We start from the raw sequence: 20,665 nt of genomic DNA, 5'->3' as shown, positions 1-20,665 counted from the left end.
ACCCTACTTACTTTTAGATTCATTTGTATCCAAAATTGTATATCGCCCAAAGACAACTACTAATCCAACAAATAATCCTGTTGCCAATCCGAGCACTGTATATTTTTTTGCTGAGGGACCTGTTTTACTTTTTAAATCAGAATTCACTGCAGGAGATAATAACTTAATTTTTCCAGGATTATCAACTAAATTTGGTAATTCATCCTTAATTGCAATACTTGTTGCATTTACAACTTTTGTAACCTTCTTTTCAGTTTTGCTGGATGCCTCAACGTTTAAAATAAGAGTCTGTGGCTCTGTACTAACCTTGACCGACTTCATAATTTCATTTGTACTCATTTTTAAATTGTATTTATGCGCTAGAATATTTTTTGCTTTAGTATAAACCGATTGATCATTTGCAACTTTAGCATAAGTATTTAACATCTGCATATCGGCTAAAACACGCGAGTTCTTATCTCTAGCATTAACTTTATCAACATTATGGCCAATAACCATAGATCTACGAGCGCTATAAGTTGTTGTTTGTTTTAGCTTAGCATATCCTCCCAGTAATACTCCAAAAATAAGTGCAAAAACAATTATAGTTATAACGTGCTTTAAAACTAATTTAAAAAAATCCATTAATGTGTATGAATGATTCATGATGTTATTCCTACTCTCTTATCTAAATATGATGCAGTTTCAACACTTGCGTAAATTGAAATATAAAAGGGATTGTAAGCCAATTCCAGCATATGTTGGTCTATTAAACAGCTTAAAGCTACCAAAAATAAAACCGCAACCAACGCAAAGTTCCCTATTTTAATTGCCCTAAGTGCCGTATATGAAACAGCAGTAATGATCAATAAAAATAAAACAATTCCATAAATCAACAATAATCTAATAAAGGATGAATCAAGCATAAAGTACTGATGAAGTTGACCGCCAACGTTAAAATTACGAAAGCCTTTGGCTCCTCCCCACCCATATTCCTTAACTGCCTGCCCAACAACAGAAACTCCATAATCTATAAAGCCACTATGACTTAGCGAAATCCTGGAAGATATTAATTTATTAATTAACACTAATGGCCCATTTGTGCTGTAAAATACAGAAACCATAATGGCTAAATATGCTATGATCCCAGTAGTCATCCAACTATAATTTAAAATACCATGTGAATCAAAATTAGTATACTGTTTTTTTCTAGCAATAATCATAGTCGGAATAATTGCTAGAATTAAGATAGTATCTAACCTTGCGTTGGTAAAATAGTAAATCAACCCAGCGATTATAAACAATATCAAATAATGTTTATAATTTAGTGAATGGAACCACAAATAACAATATGCTAGCAAAAGATAAAATACATGCGAAGCAAAATCAGTTGGATAGACTATTCCAAAAGCATATCTAATATGCCCCATTCTCAGATATGAAAGATTCCTAATTACATCTAACTCTGACAACAAAACAATTAATACAAGTATTATTGTTGCTAGTATGACATACCATTTCAAAATTTCCTCAAAATCTAAACCTTTAGCAGTTATTACAAGTGTCGTCATATAAAACGCTAAAGGATCTCCAGATTTGATCCATGATATTCCAGAAAATAAAAAAATAAGAGCTTCTAAGATTAGTTGCCACTTAGTGAATCTAGAAAAAAACATCCACTTAAAAAAAAGGATACTCATTGCCAAGTACGCACCGTAATTTAATAGATGGGTCGATAAGTAATCAGTGACCATGGTAGTCTTCAAAAAAGCAACACTTAAGTATAGAGTAAAAGCAACAAGGTAGATATTTCTTGAATTTATTTTCAACTGAGAAATATCATTGATAAATTTATTTAACCTATTTTCTCTTATTTCCATTTTAATATGCACCATTAGGTTTAATCATAATAAAAACTGTCTTAAAAATGATTTTTAAATCCAGCCATACTGATCTATGCGAAATATAGTCAAGATCAAGCCTTACCATTTCATCAAAGTCCACATCATTTCTTCCACCAACCTGCCACATTCCTGTGCAGCCAGGCTTTACCAATAATCTTTGATCATCAAACGATGAATATTTTTCAGCTTCCGAAACTAAAGGCGGACGTGGGCCAACTAAGCTCATTGTTCCATTAACAACATTTATTAATTGGGGAAGCTCATCAAGACTATATTTTCTAATTATTCGTCCTACTCTAGTAATACGCGGATCATGTTTTAATTTAAACATCGGACCACCAACTTCATTTTGACTAATTAAACTCTGTCGAATCTCATCAGCATTAGTTACCATCGACCTGAATTTAAACATTCTAAATTTAACACTACTTTTACCAACTCTTGTTTGTGAATAAAAGACTGGACCTTTTGGGTCATCTAATTTTATTAATACTGCTAAAATCAAAAATAATGGGCTCAAACAAATTAAACCTACTAAAGAAGCACAAAAATCAAATATCCTTTTTATGATAATATAGACAAATTGCTTATTTAACTTTTCACTATCAATTTTCACATTCAGCATCCTTAATTCCAATTATTTCTTTTCCTTCACTATATAAATAGGGCGATTTTTACTTTGTAAATAAATCTTACCTATATATTTTCCAACAATACCCAAACACAACAATTGTAAGCCTCCAATTAATAGAACTATACATGTCAATGATGCCCACCCAGATACACTACTTGCGGGTACCATAATAGCCCTAATTACGATAAATATTAACCCTATTACCGCGCTAATAAACGAGAGGACTCCAGTCCACGAAGCGATTGACAATGGAACCTCAGAAAAGTCCATTATTCCATCAAGAGAATACTTGAACAGTTTCCAAAAAGACCAACTAGTATTTCCAGCTACTCTTTCTATATTATGATACTCAATAAATTTAGTTTTAAAACCAACCCAGCTAAAAATCCCCTTTGAGAAACGATTATATTCAGTAACCGATAATATAGCATTAACCATTTGACGTGTCATCATTCTGTAATCTCTCGCACCATTTACAATATTAGTACTGGAAATTGAATTAATTAATTTGTAGAATTGATTAGCAAAGAAAGATCTAATTGGCGGCTCTCCCTCTCGGTTCGTTCGACGCGTACCTACACAATCAAACTCTTCATTTTTCAAATATTCATACATTTTAGGTAATAGTTCTGGAGGATCCTGCAAATCAACATCCATTACAACTATATAATCTCCTGATGCTTCTTTTAGCCCAGCATATAAGGCCGACTCCTTACCAAAATTCCGAGAAAACGAAACAAAGTGAACTTCGGCTGGATGCTCCATATTGAGTTTGTGAATCTCATTTATAGTCCGGTCACTAGATCCATCATCAATAAACAAGTATTCCGCAACGACATCATTCATACTGTTAATAATTTTATCAATTGTTTCAAAAAAAATGGGAATAGTTTCTTCCTCATTAAAACACGGTACAATAATTGATAACTTTTTCATTCTAAGCATACCTCTCAAAATTAAACGCTCGAGTTCCATGATACCAGTAAACAAAACATTTAAAAAGTTAATTTTTTTAAATTTAGCTTTAAATTAAACTTAAGGTAGATACGATCTTCTAAATGTGAATATTCGAACTATATCTTAAAATATAATGAATTTATTTTTTGGACAATTAAAATCTCAAAATAGTCAAATAAATGACCATTATGCATGTAACTAAAAATATATTTTAAAGCCGTTAATTAGAACATGCATAATTTAAAAATATATCATTTTAAGTACAAGGTTATAAACCAGTCTCTACATAATTTACGTAATTATAATTAAAAGCGACAACTGCTGATTGCAGTTTGTCGCTTTTATAGATCCTACATATTAGCTAAGAGTCCATTATAATCAACTGAAACATCTATATTGCTACCGTAACCTGGCATATACGCTTGAGAACTAACTTGCCATGCACCATAAGAGCTATTCCAACTTGTATTGACCAGCGGAGAATAAGGGTACTGAGCTATCCATGTTTTACCCTTTCCGACAGTAGAAACCACAGCATCACGATACTTATATGAAACGTAGGTATAAACAACATGGTTAGTATACCCACTTGAATTTAATGTTGACCAAAATTGATTCAAATTTTTAGCGCAACTGCTGCTATATGTAGCAGTATCCTCCATATCGGCAATAATCGTTACATCTTTAGAAATACCATACTTTTTTAAATATGTAACCATATACTTTGCTTCACTAGCTGCAGAACTCGTACTGTTAAACTTAGTATAATCATAAACAGCTACATTCAACCCAGCATTCTGAGCTTTTTTTATTTGAGTAGCTGCGTAAGGATTATTGTAAGTTGTTCCTTCTGTTAATTTAACAATCACGGTTTTCACACCAAGCGATTTTAAAGTATTATAATTAGCTTGAGTTAAGCCTGATTGGTACGAAGCAATATCAACTGCAGTTACTCTCGGTCTCATTGGATCTCCAATTGTCCATCCATCGACTCCGCCATTGACTTTGCTAGAAACAACTTTCTGTAATAAGTAAGTCCTTGGATTAAAATAATAGCTTGAATAGCCATATTTGAACCATCCAGATGCAATTCGTCCATTTGATTTAAAAAGATACCAATTACCCCAATTTGATTTTACATATTTATTATCAACGCGTAAAAAAGTATGATGATCAAAATAATAATAAGTACCTGCCCACTTTTGTACATCCGTTTGAATACGTCCATCGGATCCAAATAGATAATAATCTCCCCACTGTGACTTTAAATAGGCATTAACTCTTTTTAAATAGGTCTTTTTATCAAAATAGTAATAACTGCCTGCCCATTTTTGTACGCCTGTTTGAATACGCCCATCGGATCCAAATAAATAATAACTACCCCAGTTAGACTTAACATAGGCATTATCAACACGTAAATACGTATTATGGTTGAAATAATAGAATGTTCCAGCCCACTTTTGCACGTCACTTTGTCGAATACCATCTTTAAATAAATACCAATTGGATCCATCGTTTAGATATCCATTCGCTTTTTCTCCATTTTTATAAAAATACGATATTCCAAACTCACTAACCCAACCATCTTTATCCGGGGAAACTGTTGCGTCAACTCTAGTTATTGTTTGTGCATTCCCAGTTATAGCATATTGATTCTCTGCCGCTACTTTGGTAGCTTTAACTTCAATATCACTAGCATTTCCTAAATCATTGGTATTTGTATTCGCATCAGTAGAATCACCAGATACCTCGGTTTCACTATTCAAAGGAATATTTTGAGATGAGTCAGTGTTGCTAGAATTTGCTGGATCAGTAGCACTTACATCATTATTATCTGATGATACTGAAGTTGCATTGGCAGAGCTTATTGCAGACACATCGCTATCTTCAGATCCCACATTCCTGTTGGAACTTGCAGTACTACTTGGTGTAACTTCACTGGCATAACTATCAGCATTAACATTATCTGTCACTGATAACCCAATTCCGAGCGAAATTACAGCTAATGAGACCGATGACCAGCTCAACCAAGACTTAATTTTACTAAAATTTATCTCCTCTTTCACATTTACTCCTCCTGTTTTTTATAACATTAATTATGACCTTTATATTATCATAAGATAATGCAATAAATGATTACAGATTCATTTCATTTGACTTAATTTTTAATATTATGTCTTTATAAAAGATATTCACTTTCAAAGAAAGAATTTATATCTATTATAATTTAAAATTGTAGTAGCCAGCATTGGTTTAACCACTAATTAAATAAACTAATCACTTTAAGTTTAAACAAATTAATGAACAAAATTATTTATTATTGTGTTTCACGATTTTTCTCAAATAAATGAAAAAAACAGCAATCAAAAATATCCCCCAACTTGTATAGTTCATAAGCATCAATAATCTTGTTAATTTGCTTGACTTATATTCAGTTACTAACTTATTGTCTCCAACGTGAGAATAAGCCGTAACAGCACCTATCTTTGAAATCTTAATATTACTGTTTGATGCTCTTTTCCCATTAATGTACATTTTGCTATTACGATATTTAAAAATAGGTAATTGTATAAATTTATTTTTTCCTTTATTATCCCAGCTTACAATTAGCTTGCCGTTTTTTGCTATATGTCGATTAAGTTTTACTTTATTCAAACTTATCTGTTCATAATAGAGTTCATAAGGATTTAACCGATTGTATGAATCTGCATCTGCAATATACTTTCTTTTTGATGGCAAGTAATCTGGATTAACCTTAGCCAGATAATTAAACCCGCTCCCGAGATTTTTTGAATTTTTAAAAGCATTTCTAATAGTATTCGCGCTTTTCGTTAAAGGCATGGCAGCGGATGAAAATGGCTTGTCCGTGTTCCAATACTGGGAAACTGACTCGAAAATTCCATTTGCATTTATCACTAATAATGACAAAAATGTTAAACAGATGATTTTTGCATATTTATCAAATTTAACTTTATTAAACATTTCAGTATCATTAAGAACAATGCCAAATCCTAATATTAAAGATGTAAAAACAACTACCGAAAACCTATGCGGAAATTGAACGAAGGAACGGAGAAAATAAAAATGATGCTCAAGAAATCTCCAAGGAACAAAGGATGTTGATAGTAACAAGAAAAACATTCCAACAGAATTAATAGTTTTTTCCAAAACATTGATTTTACGCCACAAAATAATAGTTCTTATTAAAATGAACAAAAAAACAATTGAATACATTCCATAATCCATCAATCCAAACTTTATATCAGAAAAATGCATAACTGATTTTTCCATTTCGCTTGGAAACACAGTTATCAATTCGTTGCTACCCATAACTTCCAGCATCGAAGACCATACATTACTAGTTAAAAAAATTGTAATAATAGCAGATATAATCACTTTTGATGCTAATTTAACCTTATTTTTGTTTACGATTAAACCAACTAAAAAAAATGGTATAAGTACTAAAATAGCTAAAAAGCTGGTAAACATATGCACTTGAACTAGAATGGAGATCAAAAAGGAAAGTTTAATGATCGATACTGAATTATTATCATCTAACATAGAAACACCAGCCATTACCACTAGTGGAAATAGTGACGCCCCAACAGCAGTGAAAGATCCACTTGCAACCCATGGGGTACACATGTACATAGCCGACATTACGAGTGCGATTGGCTTTTCTATCAAAACTTTTCTTGCCAATTCAAACATTGTAAATCCTGAAATAAAAAGTAAAAAAAAGCCCGTTACAATTTGAAATTTAAACCAGCTTTTAAGTATTAATAATAGAAAACCCATCAGATATGCCAAATAAGGACCATATAACGCATTTACTATTCTTGCAGACCCACTAAATCCATATAGTGATTGAAAATAACTATAATTTCCAGTCTTAATTTGCTGATACGTTTCATAAAATCTATTCATATGAAAAAGTGTATCACCGCCAAGAATTATGGCATGATTATATATCTGGGGTAACATTATAACTATTGCAATTGCAGATAAAATTATTAGAACATCAATATTTTTCTTACCTAAAAAAATTTTTAAATTTCTCAAAATCATAACTCTCCAATAGATTAATATTTAATGATTTGTAGATTGTTCTTCGATCCACCGATTAATTTGTTCCATCTGATACCCCTTCCCAAACAAGCTTCGCTTTGTCCGCATTGTTCGTTCACGAAGGTCATATTTTCGATTTCGATGCCAGATTTTCTGTGCTTGAACATCCAAATCTTCCCACTCTTCATCCGGATCATCTTCAATGGTAATATTATCCAAAACTTTAGTGATTAAATCACCCTTAAATCCCTTAGTCATCATTGACTGACGTACCTTTTGAAGACGCACTTTGACTGGGAAATGATGATAGTGTTTCAATTGCTTAGTTGCTAATTTGGTCCCATTTTCAAGCAATTTATCGTCCGGATATTGTTCCAAGGCTCGATCAATCAAATTTTCACCAATTTTTTTCTGACGTAGATTTTGCCGAATTACACTCGGCCCCTTATCTGATGTCAGCATGATCGTTCTGACATAGCTTTCCGCATAGTTTTGATCATCTATCAATTTTTGCTCACGGAGTTTTTGCATGACTTCGTCAATCACACCATCGTCTAATTCCAACTCTTTGAGTTTTGTAATCACTTCACTCTCAGCACGAAGTTGGTGCGCTAAATAATTTAGTGCTTTATTGTAGGCTTTCGCCACGTCATCATCAGCCAGAATCATTTTTTGAAGCTGATCATCAATTTCCATATCTTTTGCAAGCTGGAAGTTAATCAATACACTTTCACTAACGGAAAAAGCGTATTTTTGCTCCAAGTAAATGTTATAGCGCCCTGGTCGTTTCTGTGTTTCAATTTTAGTGATTTTTTTGGTCATTACTTGCTCCTTAATAGCTGACACATCAACAATGATTATATGCCTGGATAGTTGCTTTGGAAATAGTTTTTCTCGTTTGGTTTACTTTTCTGTCTCCATTTCGTTATTAACGAGGTAAGGCGCGGCCGCAACTTACCAAATAAACTAAAAGGAGTTTTTAATATGATTCGAACATTTACCAACGCTAAAGTGCAATTAATGATGGTGGGTGCAGGCCACGAAAAAGGGATCGCTCGTACTTTCAGTCACTTGCCTGAAGATGCAAATGATGAACAAATTCAACAACTCGGTGCATTGCTGGAAACCATCTCACCAGATAAATTCGACAATGCCATTGTTACTGTTTCACATCAACTAGACCCTAAGTAAACCTAATTTCGAAAGGATGAATAAAATATGAAATCACTTAACTTAACATTTAAAGGCAGTCTGGGAAAAGCGCATACCTTAAAGTTAGCATATGCTAATGATAATCTAGACGCGAAGACTGTTAAAAATACCATGGATCAATTGGCTGCTCTCGATCTGTTCGTTTCTAACGGCGAAAAGATCTATGCCCAACCAGTTTCTGGTAAGTATGTTGAAACAACCGTTACACCTGTCTATACCGCAGAAGAAACAACTCCTGCCGTGTAACTAACATGCCCCACTTCTTAATTGAAGTGGGGTTTATTTGTTGCTACGTTTAATCCGCCGCATGACATGTTCCAACGGCCGCGACTTTTCATCAATTTTTCCTTCAAACAACGTCTGAACGGTGGCGTTTAACGTCGCACCGATCATAACAATCATCCCCGACAAATCCAACCAAATCATGAGCACAATAAATACCCCAACCGTTTTGTAAGAGGTTACTGTTCGTGCAAACAAATGTGTGTACAATGAAAACACTTGTGACAACATCATCCATAGAAATGTGGCCAACAGCGATCCTGCCAATACATATCTTAGCTTAACCTTTGCATTGGGCACAAAGTAGTACAGCAAGCACAACATGATAAACAATCCGGCAAAAGTGACCGGCCATTTAATTGATGCCACAAAGCTAATTAAGCTCATGTCAATATGAATAATTGGTTGTAACTGCTCTAATAATAGCTGACCAATACTAAAAAAAACAATTATGGCCGCCATAATCGCAATTACTACAATCATCCAAACGAACGACACTACTCGATTAACAATCGCATTTTGGTTATGGGCCACCCCATATGCTCGGTTGACACTTCGTTGAAATGCTGCAACAGCCTGACTAGTTGACCATAATGTCACAATTGCACCGATTGACAGCAATCCGCCACTTCCATTGCGCAAAAAGTCTGAAATTAATGGCTTGATAAAACTATAAACAGTACTTGGCATAGCCGTTGATAGGTAGTTTAAAACAGTGTTAGCATTCAGCCCCACTAATGGCAAGATATTTCCAACCATAATGACAGCTGGAAAAATCGATAATAATGAGTAATACGCCAGTACAATGGCCGATGATGAAACTTCTGCCATACCATAATGTCTGAAGAACACTTTAAAGAAAATGCTCACTTTGTTGAATGCAGACTGTCTCATAGCTTGTTCCTTTCAAGTTATATCATTAATTAATCTCTTTTTGATTATACACGAAGCTTGGTACTGATACCAATTTGGGTACAAAAACGTCTTTTGTGATTTTTTTCATAGACCAAACGTGTTCGGCAAACGCAAAAAACAAGTCCAATCCAAACAAAAATACCACGCACGTAGATAAAATTTACCCATGTGCGTGGTATTTTTAAGATGAATTCCCTTTTTTTAACGCCTTTATTCACAACTTAGAATAGATACTTAGCATCAAATTCTGGATCTTGAGATGTTAAAATCTGAGGACCATTTTTTGTAATTGCAAGTGTATGTTCATATTGGCAGCTCAAACTACCATCGGCCGTTTTTGCTAGCCAGCCGTCTGGATCACTAGTATCAGCTTTCCATGTACCAACATTCACCATTGGTTCAACTGTGATTGTCATCCCTTCACGTAGTCGTACCCCGTGACCAGCTTCGCCATAATGTGGCACATTAGGATCTTCATGCATCGTAGGTCCAATTCCATGCCCCACAAACTCACGAACATCACCATAACCCATTTGGTCTTCAACATAATCTTGAATAACAGCGCCAATATCACCAATTCGGTTGCCAATCACGCATTGGTCAATCCCTAAATATAAAGCCTTATGAGTTACTGCCATTAACTTCTTAACTTCGGGACTGGCTTCACCAACAACGTAACTCCAGCAAGAATCACTGAAAGCCCCATCTAGGCTGACTACAGTATCAACTTTAACCAAGTCACCATTTTTTAGAATTAGGCCTTTACGTGGAAAGCCATGACAGATTTCATCATTAATGCTGACACAAGTAGCATACTTATAACCCTCAAAGCCAATCTGCTCAGCAATCCCCCCATGACTCTCAATGTAATGACGACCAAATTCTTCGATTTCCCAGCTGGAAATACCTGGCTTAATAATGTCACGCAAGCCAATGTGCATTCCCGCAATAATCGCACCAGACTTTTTCATTGCTTCAATTTCTCGTGGTGACTTTAAACTAATCATTTAATATGGAACTCCTTCGACTGAATTTCTGTACTCGACTATTATACTACTAGAATTGATTTTGTTCATTATTTAGAACTCAAAGTGTAAACAGTCACGCATAAAGTCTTCAATCTGCGATAAAAGCCGAGCTTTTGTGACCATGCAAACCTCGATGATTTCTTTACCAAAATATAACTAATTTCCGTACAAAATTTGTGTTTTTTTATTGCTAATGAATTATAATAAAGGTGAAGAAAATGTTACAGAAATGTTACATTTTTGGATGAAAGGGGTGCTTATCATGAAACGTATCTTAAGACTCAGTACCTTGCTTGTTCTTGTATTATCTCTGGCGGCTTGCGCCAGTGTTAATACTAAATCTTCTGACAATTATTCAGCTTCACAAGTTTCTAGTTCGCAAATCGCTAAAACAAATTCTACTTCAAATACAAACCAAAGTAATAGTGTCGTACCATCAAGTACTTCCGTGGTACCATCTCCCGTTAAAGCTACTGATGCGAAAACATATAGTCAAAGTAGTTCTGCCACTTATGAATCATCTAAAAATATGATGCAAAATGACCCAAATGACAGTTACAATAATAAAGTTAACAATGATCCTCATGCTGGCGATTCAGCAAGTTCATCTAGTTCTGCGTATGAGGAAGCAAAGAATATGATGCAAAACGATCCTAGCGATAGTTACAACAATAAAGTTAATAATGATCCAAATGCAGGAAACATGATCAATTAATTATCAACTATCACATTGATTTCCAAATAATTCTTAACTATCTTTAAGTTAAGAATTATTTTTTTGTGTTTATCTGGTATACTGTGATGGTTGAATTTGAAACGAAAGAAGGAATTATTATGGCCAGCGCACTAGTAGTTTTTGCGACCATCACTGGAAATAACGAAGACGTGGCAGACATCGTTACCGAAGCCTTTGAAGACCTCAACGTAGATGTTGAAGAAGTTGAAATTACGCAAGCAGATCCAAGTGATTTTGAAGGTGTTGATATCTGTGTTGTCTGCCCTTATACGTACGATGAGGGTGCTTTGCCTGAAGAAGGCTTAGATTTTTATGAAGACCTACAAGAAATGGATCTCGACGGCAAGATATATGGTGTTGCCGGTTCTGGTGACACATTTTATTTAGATGACTACAACGTGGCCGTTGATAAATTTGCGGCTGCTTTTGATAAAACCGGCGCTACACGTGGGGCTGATCCGGTAAAAATTGACTTAGAACCAGATACTGACGATATTAAGACACTGACTAAATTTGTTGGTAACTTAGTGGCTAAGGCTGGTACTGTTGATTAATCTTGCTCACCATGGCAGACGCTTAGGGATAAGACAATATCTAACCGTCCTGGTTCGCACTCTATTTTGGAGGTCCATATGCTTGCTCTTTTTAAAAAATATCAATCGGTGATTGCCTACATTTTTTTTGGTGGTGTTACCACATTGGTTAACATTGGCGTATTTGCTGGCCTTGATGCCATTCACTGGAACTATCAATTAGCCAACGTAATTGCCTGGTTTTTATCGGTACTCGTTGCCTATCTAACCAATAAAGTGTGGGTGTTTTCCTCACACTACACCACTATAAAGGCATTTATTATTGAATTCTTTGAATTTTATTTTTTCCGTGCGCTAACTCTCATTATTGATGTAGTCATCATGTACATCGGTATTTCACTACTCAACTGGAATGCTATTTTAGTCAAAGTGATTGATAACGTTATTGTAATTGTAGTTAATTATATCTTTTCTAAGTGGTATATTTTCAAAACGGTAAAAAAATAACAATGGACTTACCAATTTGGTAAGAGCATTGTTATTTTTATTCTGTCTGTTTTTCTTTATTATCAAAGTAATCCTGAATAACTTGTAATATTCTCTTGGCCGCATTGCCATCCCCAAACGGATTTGGTGCATGTGCCATTTTTTTATACTCGCGATTGTCGTTTAGCAATTCGAACGCAGCTCGCTGAATTTCTTCTGGAAAGGTACCAACTAACCGCACAGTTCCAGCTGTCACTCCTTCAGGGCGTTCTGTTTTATTTCTCAGTACTAGCACGGGCTTATCTAGTGCTGGTGCTTCTTCTTGCACACCACCTGAGTCTGTTAAAATTAGCGTACTACGCGCTGCAAAATTATGAAAATCTAGCACATCTAACGGATCAACCAAGTGAATTCGGTCACGGTCTCCCAATAAATCGTTCGCCATCGCAACTACATCTGGATTAGGATGAACCGGATAAATTAAATCAACATCTGAATTAGTTTCAACAATATCTCTGACAGCGTGAAAAACTCGTCGCATTGGTGTCCCCAAGTTTTCGCGCCGTTGCATGGTTAGTAATAAAATTCGATGATTGGCAGGAATTTTATCTAGGGTTGGATGATGATAGTCTGACCTGACCGTATATTTAAGCGCATCAATAGACGTATTACCAGTAACAAAGATATTGCTAGCTGAATGCCGTTCGGCCAATAAATTATCCCGACTCAGGGTCGTGGGAGCAAAATACAGGTCACTCAACACATCAGTAAGCTGCCGATTAGCCTCTTCTGGGAACGGAGCGTACTTATCATACGTCCGTAACCCAGCTTCGACATGACCAATTGGAATTTTATGATAAAAGCCAGCTAAACCAGCAGCTAGAGTCGTCGAGGCATCCCCTACCACCAAAATCATATCAGGTTGGGCCGCATTAATAACGTTGTCCAAATGGTGGAGCATTTTACTAGTCCGTTCACTTAAGCTTTCACGTGGTTGCATTGTATTAAGGTCAAAGTCCGGTTCAATCGCAAAAAAATTCAAAACCTGATCTAACAGCCGTCTGTGCTGGGCCGTAACCACAACTATTGGGTCAAATTGATCTGGCAGACTGCGCATCTCAGTAATAATTGGCGCCATTTTAATTGCCCCAGGACGCGTGCCAAAAATCATCATAATTTTGTGCGGTACTGCCATTCAATTCACCTCTCTTGATTTCTTAATATTTTCTTAATATTATTTTACTACTTTGCATTTAAATTAGCACTTAATTCACCATCGCTAATCTACAATAAATCTGACTAAAACAGTAAAACTGTTCAATTAACGCTCAAAAGATTGGTAAACCATTAGATTGATAACGCCATCAATTAGAAGTCTATGAGTATTTGTTAATCGCCTTGCATTTTTTATCGCAAGCATGGATGATTAATAGTAAATGTACAATTAAGAAAGAGGTAAGGACACTGGCAAGAGAAAATAAACCTGCATTAGCTCTAAAGATTGCAGAACTTCGTAATAACCGTAATTTGACACAAAAAGCTTTGGCTGAAGCACTTGATTTTTCAAAACAAGAAATCAGTAACTGGGAAACTGGCTTAAAAACCCCGCGAATTGCTGCATTAAGTAAAATTGCAGAGTACTTTGATGTAACTCTAAGTGAACTATTAGATGAACGTCTAGATATCACAAACGTGGAACGTACAGCACGGGTGTTAGCCACCCATCTTAATTCCCAAATCACAACCGAAGAATTGACCAAAATCACTAAGTTTATGGATCAATTTGCACATAATAACAACTAGCATCACTCGGATCATTTAATGATCCTTTTTTATTGCTCAAATTATGATTCTAGATAAAGCTAATCATTACGATTCGTTAAATATTAATGGTAGAATTAAAATATGGAAGTTATTAAAAGTAACTATCCACAATCAAAATTAGGCTAGGAGTGAAGTACATTGATGAACTCATATAAAAAGTTTTGGAATAATATTTTTAATTTTTCTGGTACAGCTAATCGACCAGATTATTGGTGGCCTGCAATCATCAACTGGGTTTTAGGTGTTATCATCGTTGCTATTATTCAGGGAAGTCTGGGCCACCCGATTTCTGAAATATACACTTGGCACGACTTAGGTGTTGCCTCAGTCAGAAACATTGTCGCGATTATTGTTTGGATTGCAACACTTTCAGTTTCCATTCGCCGTCTGCACGATACTGACCGTTCCGGCTGGTGGATTTTCATTCAAATCATTCCACTGATCGGTGGTATTTGGTTCTTTATCTTAATGTTATTGCCTTCCAAAAATAATCGCTGGAAAAATCAAGATAATTACTAAATGCTGTAATTAGAGTCAATTGTATACAACAAATATTTTTTAATACGATAGTTGTAAGTAACAATATACTCAAAATATATAATTAATAGCACTCTCATACAAAACAAGAACACCACTTATTTAATCAGTAAATAAGTGGTGTTCTTTTACAATCTATTAAATTTGATTCACTATGTTCCCATTCGGATTTGAACCGAAATCAACCGCTTAGGAGGCGGACGCACTATCCAATTATGCTATAGGAACAAAACAAGAATTATTTTCTCATTAATTCAAATCCCTGTAAAGTAAAAGTATGAGTGGCATTTTTTAGATTACATCGACTACTTTTTTTCTTCAGTCTGGTGGCGATGCTTCAATCGAATTCCTTTATTCTTGTTGTGTCTGTTCTTTTTGTGACGCTTAGCCTTGGTTGGTTGATCTTTTGCAACATCAATCGTTTTACTGACACTCTTTCCAATATTTACATGTTCATCACTCAATTGTTCTTTACGAACTACGCGATGAACCTTTTCTTGAACATTTTCAACTCGTTCTTGTTGTTCACCTTGTTTTGGTCGTTCATCAACCAATTGATTATGCGCAAAGTAGATTGGCTTCAATTCATATTTTTGATCCGCAAGTAGTTTTTTCAGATCACGTAAGTCATGATCATTACCAAAATTAACTACTAATCCTGGCTCTCCTTGACGCCCAGTTCGACCAACACGATGAACGTACGTAACTGCCTCTGTCGGTAATTCAAAGTTAATTACAGCTGGCAGTTTGACGATATCTAACCCTCGTGCCGCCACATCTGTTGTTAAAAGAAACTTTAACTGCCGATTGCGAAACATTCGTAATGCTTTTTCTCGTTCAGTTTGCCGTTGTTGTCCACCAAGCACTGCTGCAGCGACATGATCGTGTTTCAATTGACTAGCAACATGCATCATTGTTTTGGTTTGATTAAAAAATACTAGTGCCCGAAAGTCCTTAATGTGACTAAAGCGACGTAGCATTTCACCACGCTGATGACTACCAATTTGCATTTGTCCATGACGAACCAGTCCCTGTGAATGGTCTTCATCTCGTACATCGTATTCAATAATGTCTCGGCCAAACATATAATTTAATCCATCTAGTACTGGTGTTTTAGTTGCTGAAAAAAAGCCTAACTGTGTGGTAATCGGCGTAGCACGCTCAATGTCTTCAATTACCGCTAAAGTACTGTCTTGCAGCATATCATCGGCTTCGTCAATAATCATTGTTTGTAAATTACTCAGCTTTAAGTGCTTAGTTTCCAATAAATGAAGTACTCGTCCAGGTGTGCCCACCAGGATTTCCGGGTGGCTTTTAAGCTTGTCAATTTGGCGTCGCATATTTGCTCCACCAGTTAGTGACATAACCTTTAAATTCAATAGTTGCGCCCATTCACGCATTACTTTGGTGGTTTGAACTGCCAATTCTTGTGATGGTGATAACACTAAAACTTGAATTCCTTGTTTTGCCATCACTTTAGGTAGAATTGGTAATGTGAATGCGATCGTCTTACCTGACCCCGTTGGTGCGATTCCCAGAACAGACTTATCATTGGCCATTGCTTCATGAACTGCAGTTTGGATTGCTGTCGGTTCCTTAAAACCACGTTCCTTAAAATGTTGCTTAAAAATATCAATCATTAACTACCCCACCCTATCGATTATCTGCCGGAAATTCTATTCCTGCTGATTGACGCAACGTATACAATAATGAATTTACTTGTCGGCTCAACTTAAACCATGCTTGGTATTTATTTAACTGCTCTTCATCATCTGGATTAGCCAATAATGATGCAAAATCTTGTAGTTCTCCCACCATTGAATTATCTGCTACTGGAGCTTCTAAATGATGTTTTTGTTGCCGCTCGTCATAATAAACTGCCTTAGTAAGCTCTGCTGGGTTGTCCATTACTAGTGTATCCTTAAGTCCGTAGACTTCAGACTCAAGGTGTGAATTGGATGTTTTGCCAAAATTCAACGTAACTTCAAAATCGTCATAACGCAAAATAGCAACTCCCTTACCATCAGCTTTAGTAGCAATCATAGTTGGAAAGTATACAACACTGTTGGGTTCACCGAACAAAGCCACCGCAGTATAAACAGGGTATACACCTAAGTCCTGCAATGCACCACCAGCAAATTCTAATGAAAAAACATTGGGTGTTTTTCCGGCCAACACTTGGTCATATCGTGAGGAGTACTTCATATACGTCAATGTAGCTCCTTGAATTTGATTCATGGATGCTACTTGTTTTTTTACAGCAGCAAACATCGGCGTATGAATATGCCGCGCTGCTTCAACTAGCCGAACTTGTGGATGAGCCTGCAATAATGCTTCTATTTGGGCAAATTCATCTGGGTTAGTAAATGCCGGCTTCTCAACGATAACGTGTTTATCGTTTTCGATTGCCTGCCGTGCATATTGATAGTGTAAACTGTTTGGTGAAGCAATATAAACAACATCAAACACTCCACTGTTGAAAAATTCATCAATATCAGTAAAAAATTCTTGAGCGTGAAACTTTTCACTATATTCCTGAGCTCGTTGTTTAGTTCGGGAATAAATTGTTGTCAATTGCCACTGTTTTGTAATATTTGCGGCTTCTAAAAATTGATCCGTGATCCAATTAGTGCCGATAATCCCCAGTTTAAGCATGTTTGACCTCCTACTTGACTTATAATTACATTTTATCAGTTTATCAATGTATTTTACATAAATGTAAAAGAATATTTGTTAATTGTATTGTATAATGAAAGAAACGGAATTGATGATGGGGTCAATTGATTTTATTTTCAGGGGGAAGGAACGAGCAAAATGAAACGACATAACATTTTATTATTCGGTGCAGGATTAGTTGCTGGATTAACTAGTACATTAGGATTTGGCCGTTCAAAAACCACCCATCCTACCTCGCTACCCATTTTTTATGCTGGAACTTGGGAGTATTATGATCCCGAACGTGACCGTATTCACAAATTGGAAATTACACCTGAATTAAAATTATCAATTGATAATCACGATATTCCTACAACTGTAGAATTGATTGATAGTCAACAACTAATTTATATTGACAAGTTTGGCTACCACATTACGATTCAAGCAAATGAACAGCGTCCAGTCAAATTAATTGATGACGCTGACGATCAGACTTACACCATTACCGTACCGCAACCAGACTAATTATGTTTCAATCAAAACAAGCCAAAGTAACATCTGGGCTTGTTTTTTATTTTAAACATTTCATTACTATTCCGTGCCAAATCGTTCGTTCCATTCCTTCAAACTTCCATTAAAGACGGATTGCGTCACATCTGTTTTAACACCATCAATTTCTAGTTTTTGATGGCCAGTATACTGCATGAAAAAGACGCTCTTTCCTTGGCGTTTCAGTTTTGGCAAAACCATCCATTTTTTGGCTTGCGGTAAATTAGGATCAACCAATTCTTTTTGAACCGTCGGTGTTGCCCAAATAATGCATCCCTGCCCATAATGTTCAGATAATAATTCTGCTAAGAGAGCCAATTTTTTTCCCTGTTTTCTGGCATCTGGTGGATTATTCGCATACTTACCATAATACGAAACCTGAATTGCAATTGGTAAATTACCAGACTGCTGTTTTACCTGACTGACAAAATAATGAAACTGACTTTTTGCACTAGAAGAAAAACTAAACTGCTGGTAAATTCCAACCTGCAAATTACTACCAGAAATTCGTTGATAATTATCAATAAAACTATCATCCATATAACTGGCCCCAGAGGTTGATTTTAAATACGCAAATTTAATCTTATCATTTTGTAGCTGATGAAAATCAATGTACCCATCATCTTGAGAGACACTAACACCACGGACTGCATAGGCATTCAATGCAGATTGATGGTGATTATGCCAGATGAGTCCACCTATAATACAGACAACTATAATCCCAGCCAAAACACCCAACCAACGATATTTTCTTGAATGGTGTCGATCACTGCGCCGAAACGTATCGTCATAAATTGGTTCAATTTTACGCTTAGCCATTGACCGTCCCCCTTGGTAATGTCTTATATTTTACCAGAATTGTGTGTTTGATGATAGGGCAGGCACGTGCTGGTGCTATTTATTTGTAATTTGTTAACTTTTTGAATTTTTTTACTTATAAAACTGAATAGTTTTTCTTTTTATTCTTGCTTTGTGCTAAATATTTATTATTTATTTTTATAGCGGAAACTTGTTCATACCCACGAAACTAGATATATAAGAAATTGTCAGTTAATCAATTCTTATTGCTCACTTCCTATTTTTATAGCAGAAATGCGTTCGTACTCACAGAAAACTAGGTATAACAGAGAAAATCCAATTAATCAATTCACAGATCGAATTAATTTTTACTGATCACCTTCTTTTTTTATAGTGTAAACGCGTTCGTACCCACAGAAAACTAGGTATAACAAGGAAAGCCCAATTAATCAATTCATAGTTCGAATTAATCAATTGGGCTTTCCTCGTTATACTACGTTTCCTTACGTGGGTACTCACGCTCTTGTTTTGTTCATTACGGCTCTTACATCACTTATAATGCACTCTGTTTGCTCGGTGTGATGGATCGCTGTCATCATAAATAAACTGTCCATAATTGTCAGTTGTGCCATTAGTGACGACATGCTTTCTGACCTGAAATTTACTTCCTCTGCTACTGAAATTAGTGCCACATCAGCGTTTTGTGCTAATTCACTTGTTGGAAAACTAGTAATGGCGATGATCGGTACATGGCGCTGCTGTAACTGTTGAACTGCCAACAACGTTTGTTTATTTCTTCCTGAATGTGAAACTACTATGGCACAGTCTTCATCAGTCAATTTCACAGCTTGCATTAGTTGAATATCAAAATCCGGATGATATTCACAATCTAAACTTGTTCGTAAAAATTTATGAAACCCATCTAAGGCTACAATGGACGAACCACCCAATCCGAAAAAGCCAAGTCTTTTTGTCCGGCGTAACAACTCTGACGCTTGTTTTATTTTACTTTTATCAATCATTTTTTTTGTCGCTTTTAGTGCATTAATTGCACCATTAAATGTTTTTTCAGTAATTTGTAAATCAGAATCACTTTCTTCAATTTCACTAAAAATATCCCCATACGTATTTTTAGGCATTTCCATTAAAAACTCACGATAGTTTAAATAACCAATATGCTTAACAAATCGTGAAATTGATGCTGTAGAAGTATTACATTTTTTTGCTAAATCGCTAATTGTAAGCTCTTGAACCGTTGCTGCATGTTTGATCACATATTCTGCAATTCTTTTCTCGTTACCACTAAATCCATTGTAGTAAGCTTTAATACTTACTATACTGTCTTCTACCATCGCGGCCACCCCAAATATGTCATTTTGTCTCTTTGTAAATATTTTACAACAAATCACTTGAATTGTGAAAGCGTTTTTCATATAATGGAGTTCGTTCTTGATTTTTAACGCAATTTGAAACGTGCAAATTTGCCCAAATTCCTGGAGCTATAATCAGTTAACTTCGAGCACCAAATCTATGTTCAAAGTTAACTGAAATTATGCTACGGACTTTGC

General features: G+C 35.5%; 22 protein-coding genes and 1 tRNA gene. 8 read left to right on the top strand and 15 right to left on the bottom strand.

Features of this window, described 5'->3' with window-relative positions:
* Positions 1-3: 3 nt before the first annotated feature.
* The 7 genes from FFM51_RS03860 to recX form a co-directional block, all read right to left on the bottom strand.
* Positions 4-645: a YveK family protein gene (locus FFM51_RS03860; RefSeq protein WP_137597316.1), complete on the bottom strand. Its 642-nt coding sequence runs from the start codon at positions 643-645 to the stop codon at positions 4-6.
* On the bottom strand, positions 642-1,859 hold the full coding sequence (locus FFM51_RS03855; RefSeq protein ID WP_137597315.1) for a hypothetical protein: 1,218 nt from the start codon (positions 1,857-1,859) through the stop codon (positions 642-644). The genes FFM51_RS03860 and FFM51_RS03855 overlap by 4 nt, the downstream gene beginning before the upstream one ends.
* Before the next feature lies 1 nt (position 1,860).
* On the bottom strand, positions 1,861-2,508 hold the full coding sequence (locus FFM51_RS03850; RefSeq protein WP_137597339.1) for a sugar transferase: 648 nt from the start codon (positions 2,506-2,508) through the stop codon (positions 1,861-1,863).
* Between the two features lie 12 nt (positions 2,509-2,520).
* On the bottom strand, positions 2,521-3,453 hold the full coding sequence (locus FFM51_RS03845) for a glycosyltransferase family 2 protein (RefSeq protein ID WP_137597314.1): 933 nt from the start codon (positions 3,451-3,453) through the stop codon (positions 2,521-2,523).
* A 371-nt stretch (positions 3,454-3,824) separates the two neighbouring features.
* Positions 3,825-5,540 (bottom strand): GH25 family lysozyme, encoded by a 1,716-nt coding sequence (locus tag FFM51_RS03840; protein ID WP_137597313.1) that lies wholly within the window; start codon positions 5,538-5,540, stop codon positions 3,825-3,827.
* 244 nt (positions 5,541-5,784) lie between these two features.
* The gene (locus FFM51_RS03835) at positions 5,785-7,536 is read right to left on the bottom strand and encodes a hypothetical protein (RefSeq protein ID WP_137597312.1); all 1,752 of its coding nucleotides are present in this window, start codon (positions 7,534-7,536) and stop codon (positions 5,785-5,787) included.
* A 27-nt stretch (positions 7,537-7,563) separates the two neighbouring features.
* On the bottom strand, positions 7,564-8,364 hold the full coding sequence (recX, locus tag FFM51_RS03830) for a recombination regulator RecX (RefSeq protein WP_137597311.1): 801 nt from the start codon (positions 8,362-8,364) through the stop codon (positions 7,564-7,566).
* Positions 8,365-8,526: 162 nt separating this feature from the next.
* Here recX and FFM51_RS03825 point away from each other — a divergent pair, with 162 nt between their 5' ends.
* Both FFM51_RS03825 and FFM51_RS03820 read left to right on the top strand, forming a co-directional pair.
* A complete protein-coding gene (locus FFM51_RS03825; protein ID WP_137597310.1) occupies positions 8,527-8,733 on the top strand; it encodes a DUF1659 domain-containing protein in 207 nt (68 codons plus the stop codon).
* 27 nt (positions 8,734-8,760) lie between these two features.
* A complete protein-coding gene (locus FFM51_RS03820) occupies positions 8,761-9,000 on the top strand; it encodes a DUF2922 domain-containing protein (protein WP_137597309.1) in 240 nt (79 codons plus the stop codon).
* A gap of 33 nt (positions 9,001-9,033) precedes the next feature.
* Here FFM51_RS03820 and FFM51_RS03815 read toward each other — a convergent pair whose 3' ends face one another.
* Together FFM51_RS03815 and map are read right to left on the bottom strand one after the other, a co-directional pair.
* Complete coding sequence (locus FFM51_RS03815; RefSeq protein WP_137597308.1) at positions 9,034-9,930, bottom strand: YihY/virulence factor BrkB family protein; 897 nt, start codon at positions 9,928-9,930, stop codon at positions 9,034-9,036.
* A gap of 242 nt (positions 9,931-10,172) precedes the next feature.
* Positions 10,173-10,958 (bottom strand): type I methionyl aminopeptidase, encoded by a 786-nt coding sequence (map, locus tag FFM51_RS03810; RefSeq protein WP_137597307.1) that lies wholly within the window; start codon positions 10,956-10,958, stop codon positions 10,173-10,175.
* Positions 10,959-11,241: 283 nt separating this feature from the next.
* Between map and FFM51_RS03805 the strand changes: the two genes are divergently transcribed.
* The 3 genes from FFM51_RS03805 (at position 11,242) to FFM51_RS03795 (ending at position 12,755) form a co-directional block, all read left to right on the top strand.
* Complete coding sequence (locus FFM51_RS03805) at positions 11,242-11,694, top strand: hypothetical protein (RefSeq protein WP_137597306.1); 453 nt, start codon at positions 11,242-11,244, stop codon at positions 11,692-11,694.
* 119 nt (positions 11,695-11,813) lie between these two features.
* Positions 11,814-12,269, top strand: a complete 456-nt coding sequence (locus FFM51_RS03800; RefSeq protein ID WP_137597338.1) for a flavodoxin — start codon at positions 11,814-11,816, stop codon at positions 12,267-12,269.
* 78 nt (positions 12,270-12,347) lie between these two features.
* Positions 12,348-12,755, top strand: a complete 408-nt coding sequence (locus FFM51_RS03795; RefSeq protein WP_137597305.1) for a GtrA family protein — start codon at positions 12,348-12,350, stop codon at positions 12,753-12,755.
* A 37-nt stretch (positions 12,756-12,792) separates the two neighbouring features.
* Here FFM51_RS03795 and wecB read toward each other — a convergent pair whose 3' ends face one another.
* Positions 12,793-13,929, bottom strand: a complete 1,137-nt coding sequence (gene wecB, locus FFM51_RS03790) for a non-hydrolyzing UDP-N-acetylglucosamine 2-epimerase (protein WP_137597304.1) — start codon at positions 13,927-13,929, stop codon at positions 12,793-12,795.
* 227 nt (positions 13,930-14,156) lie between these two features.
* On the opposite strand from wecB, the gene FFM51_RS03785 reads away from it, so the two are divergent.
* Both FFM51_RS03785 and FFM51_RS03780 read left to right on the top strand, forming a co-directional pair.
* Complete coding sequence (locus FFM51_RS03785; protein WP_137597303.1) at positions 14,157-14,537, top strand: helix-turn-helix domain-containing protein; 381 nt, start codon at positions 14,157-14,159, stop codon at positions 14,535-14,537.
* Between the two features lie 159 nt (positions 14,538-14,696).
* Complete coding sequence (locus tag FFM51_RS03780) at positions 14,697-15,077, top strand: DUF805 domain-containing protein (RefSeq protein WP_137597302.1); 381 nt, start codon at positions 14,697-14,699, stop codon at positions 15,075-15,077.
* Between the two features lie 173 nt (positions 15,078-15,250).
* Here FFM51_RS03780 and FFM51_RS03775 read toward each other — a convergent pair.
* The 3 genes from FFM51_RS03775 to FFM51_RS03765 form a co-directional block, all read right to left on the bottom strand.
* Positions 15,251-15,323: transfer RNA gene (locus FFM51_RS03775), tRNA-Arg, on the bottom strand.
* A gap of 77 nt (positions 15,324-15,400) precedes the next feature.
* The gene (locus FFM51_RS03770) at positions 15,401-16,735 is read right to left on the bottom strand and encodes a DEAD/DEAH box helicase (RefSeq protein WP_137597301.1); all 1,335 of its coding nucleotides are present in this window, start codon (positions 16,733-16,735) and stop codon (positions 15,401-15,403) included.
* A gap of 13 nt (positions 16,736-16,748) precedes the next feature.
* Positions 16,749-17,750, bottom strand: a complete 1,002-nt coding sequence (locus FFM51_RS03765; protein ID WP_137597300.1) for a Gfo/Idh/MocA family protein — start codon at positions 17,748-17,750, stop codon at positions 16,749-16,751.
* A 159-nt stretch (positions 17,751-17,909) separates the two neighbouring features.
* On the opposite strand from FFM51_RS03765, the gene FFM51_RS03760 reads away from it, so the two are divergent.
* On the top strand, positions 17,910-18,275 hold the full coding sequence (locus FFM51_RS03760) for a DUF4828 domain-containing protein (protein ID WP_137597299.1): 366 nt from the start codon (positions 17,910-17,912) through the stop codon (positions 18,273-18,275).
* A 66-nt stretch (positions 18,276-18,341) separates the two neighbouring features.
* Here the strand turns inward: FFM51_RS03760 and FFM51_RS03755 are convergent, their stop codons facing one another.
* Complete coding sequence (locus FFM51_RS03755) at positions 18,342-19,118, bottom strand: GH25 family lysozyme (protein WP_137597298.1); 777 nt, start codon at positions 19,116-19,118, stop codon at positions 18,342-18,344.
* A gap of 494 nt (positions 19,119-19,612) precedes the next feature.
* Positions 19,613-20,449, bottom strand: coding sequence for a MurR/RpiR family transcriptional regulator (locus FFM51_RS03750; RefSeq protein ID WP_137597297.1), 837 nt, complete (start codon positions 20,447-20,449; stop codon positions 19,613-19,615).
* Positions 20,450-20,665: the final 216 nt, after the last annotated feature.

This window comes from Paucilactobacillus kaifaensis (genome assembly GCF_005405145.1).
GTDB lineage: Bacteria > Bacillota > Bacilli > Lactobacillales > Lactobacillaceae > Paucilactobacillus > Paucilactobacillus kaifaensis.
This window is presented reverse-complemented; position numbering and strand designations above follow the sequence as displayed.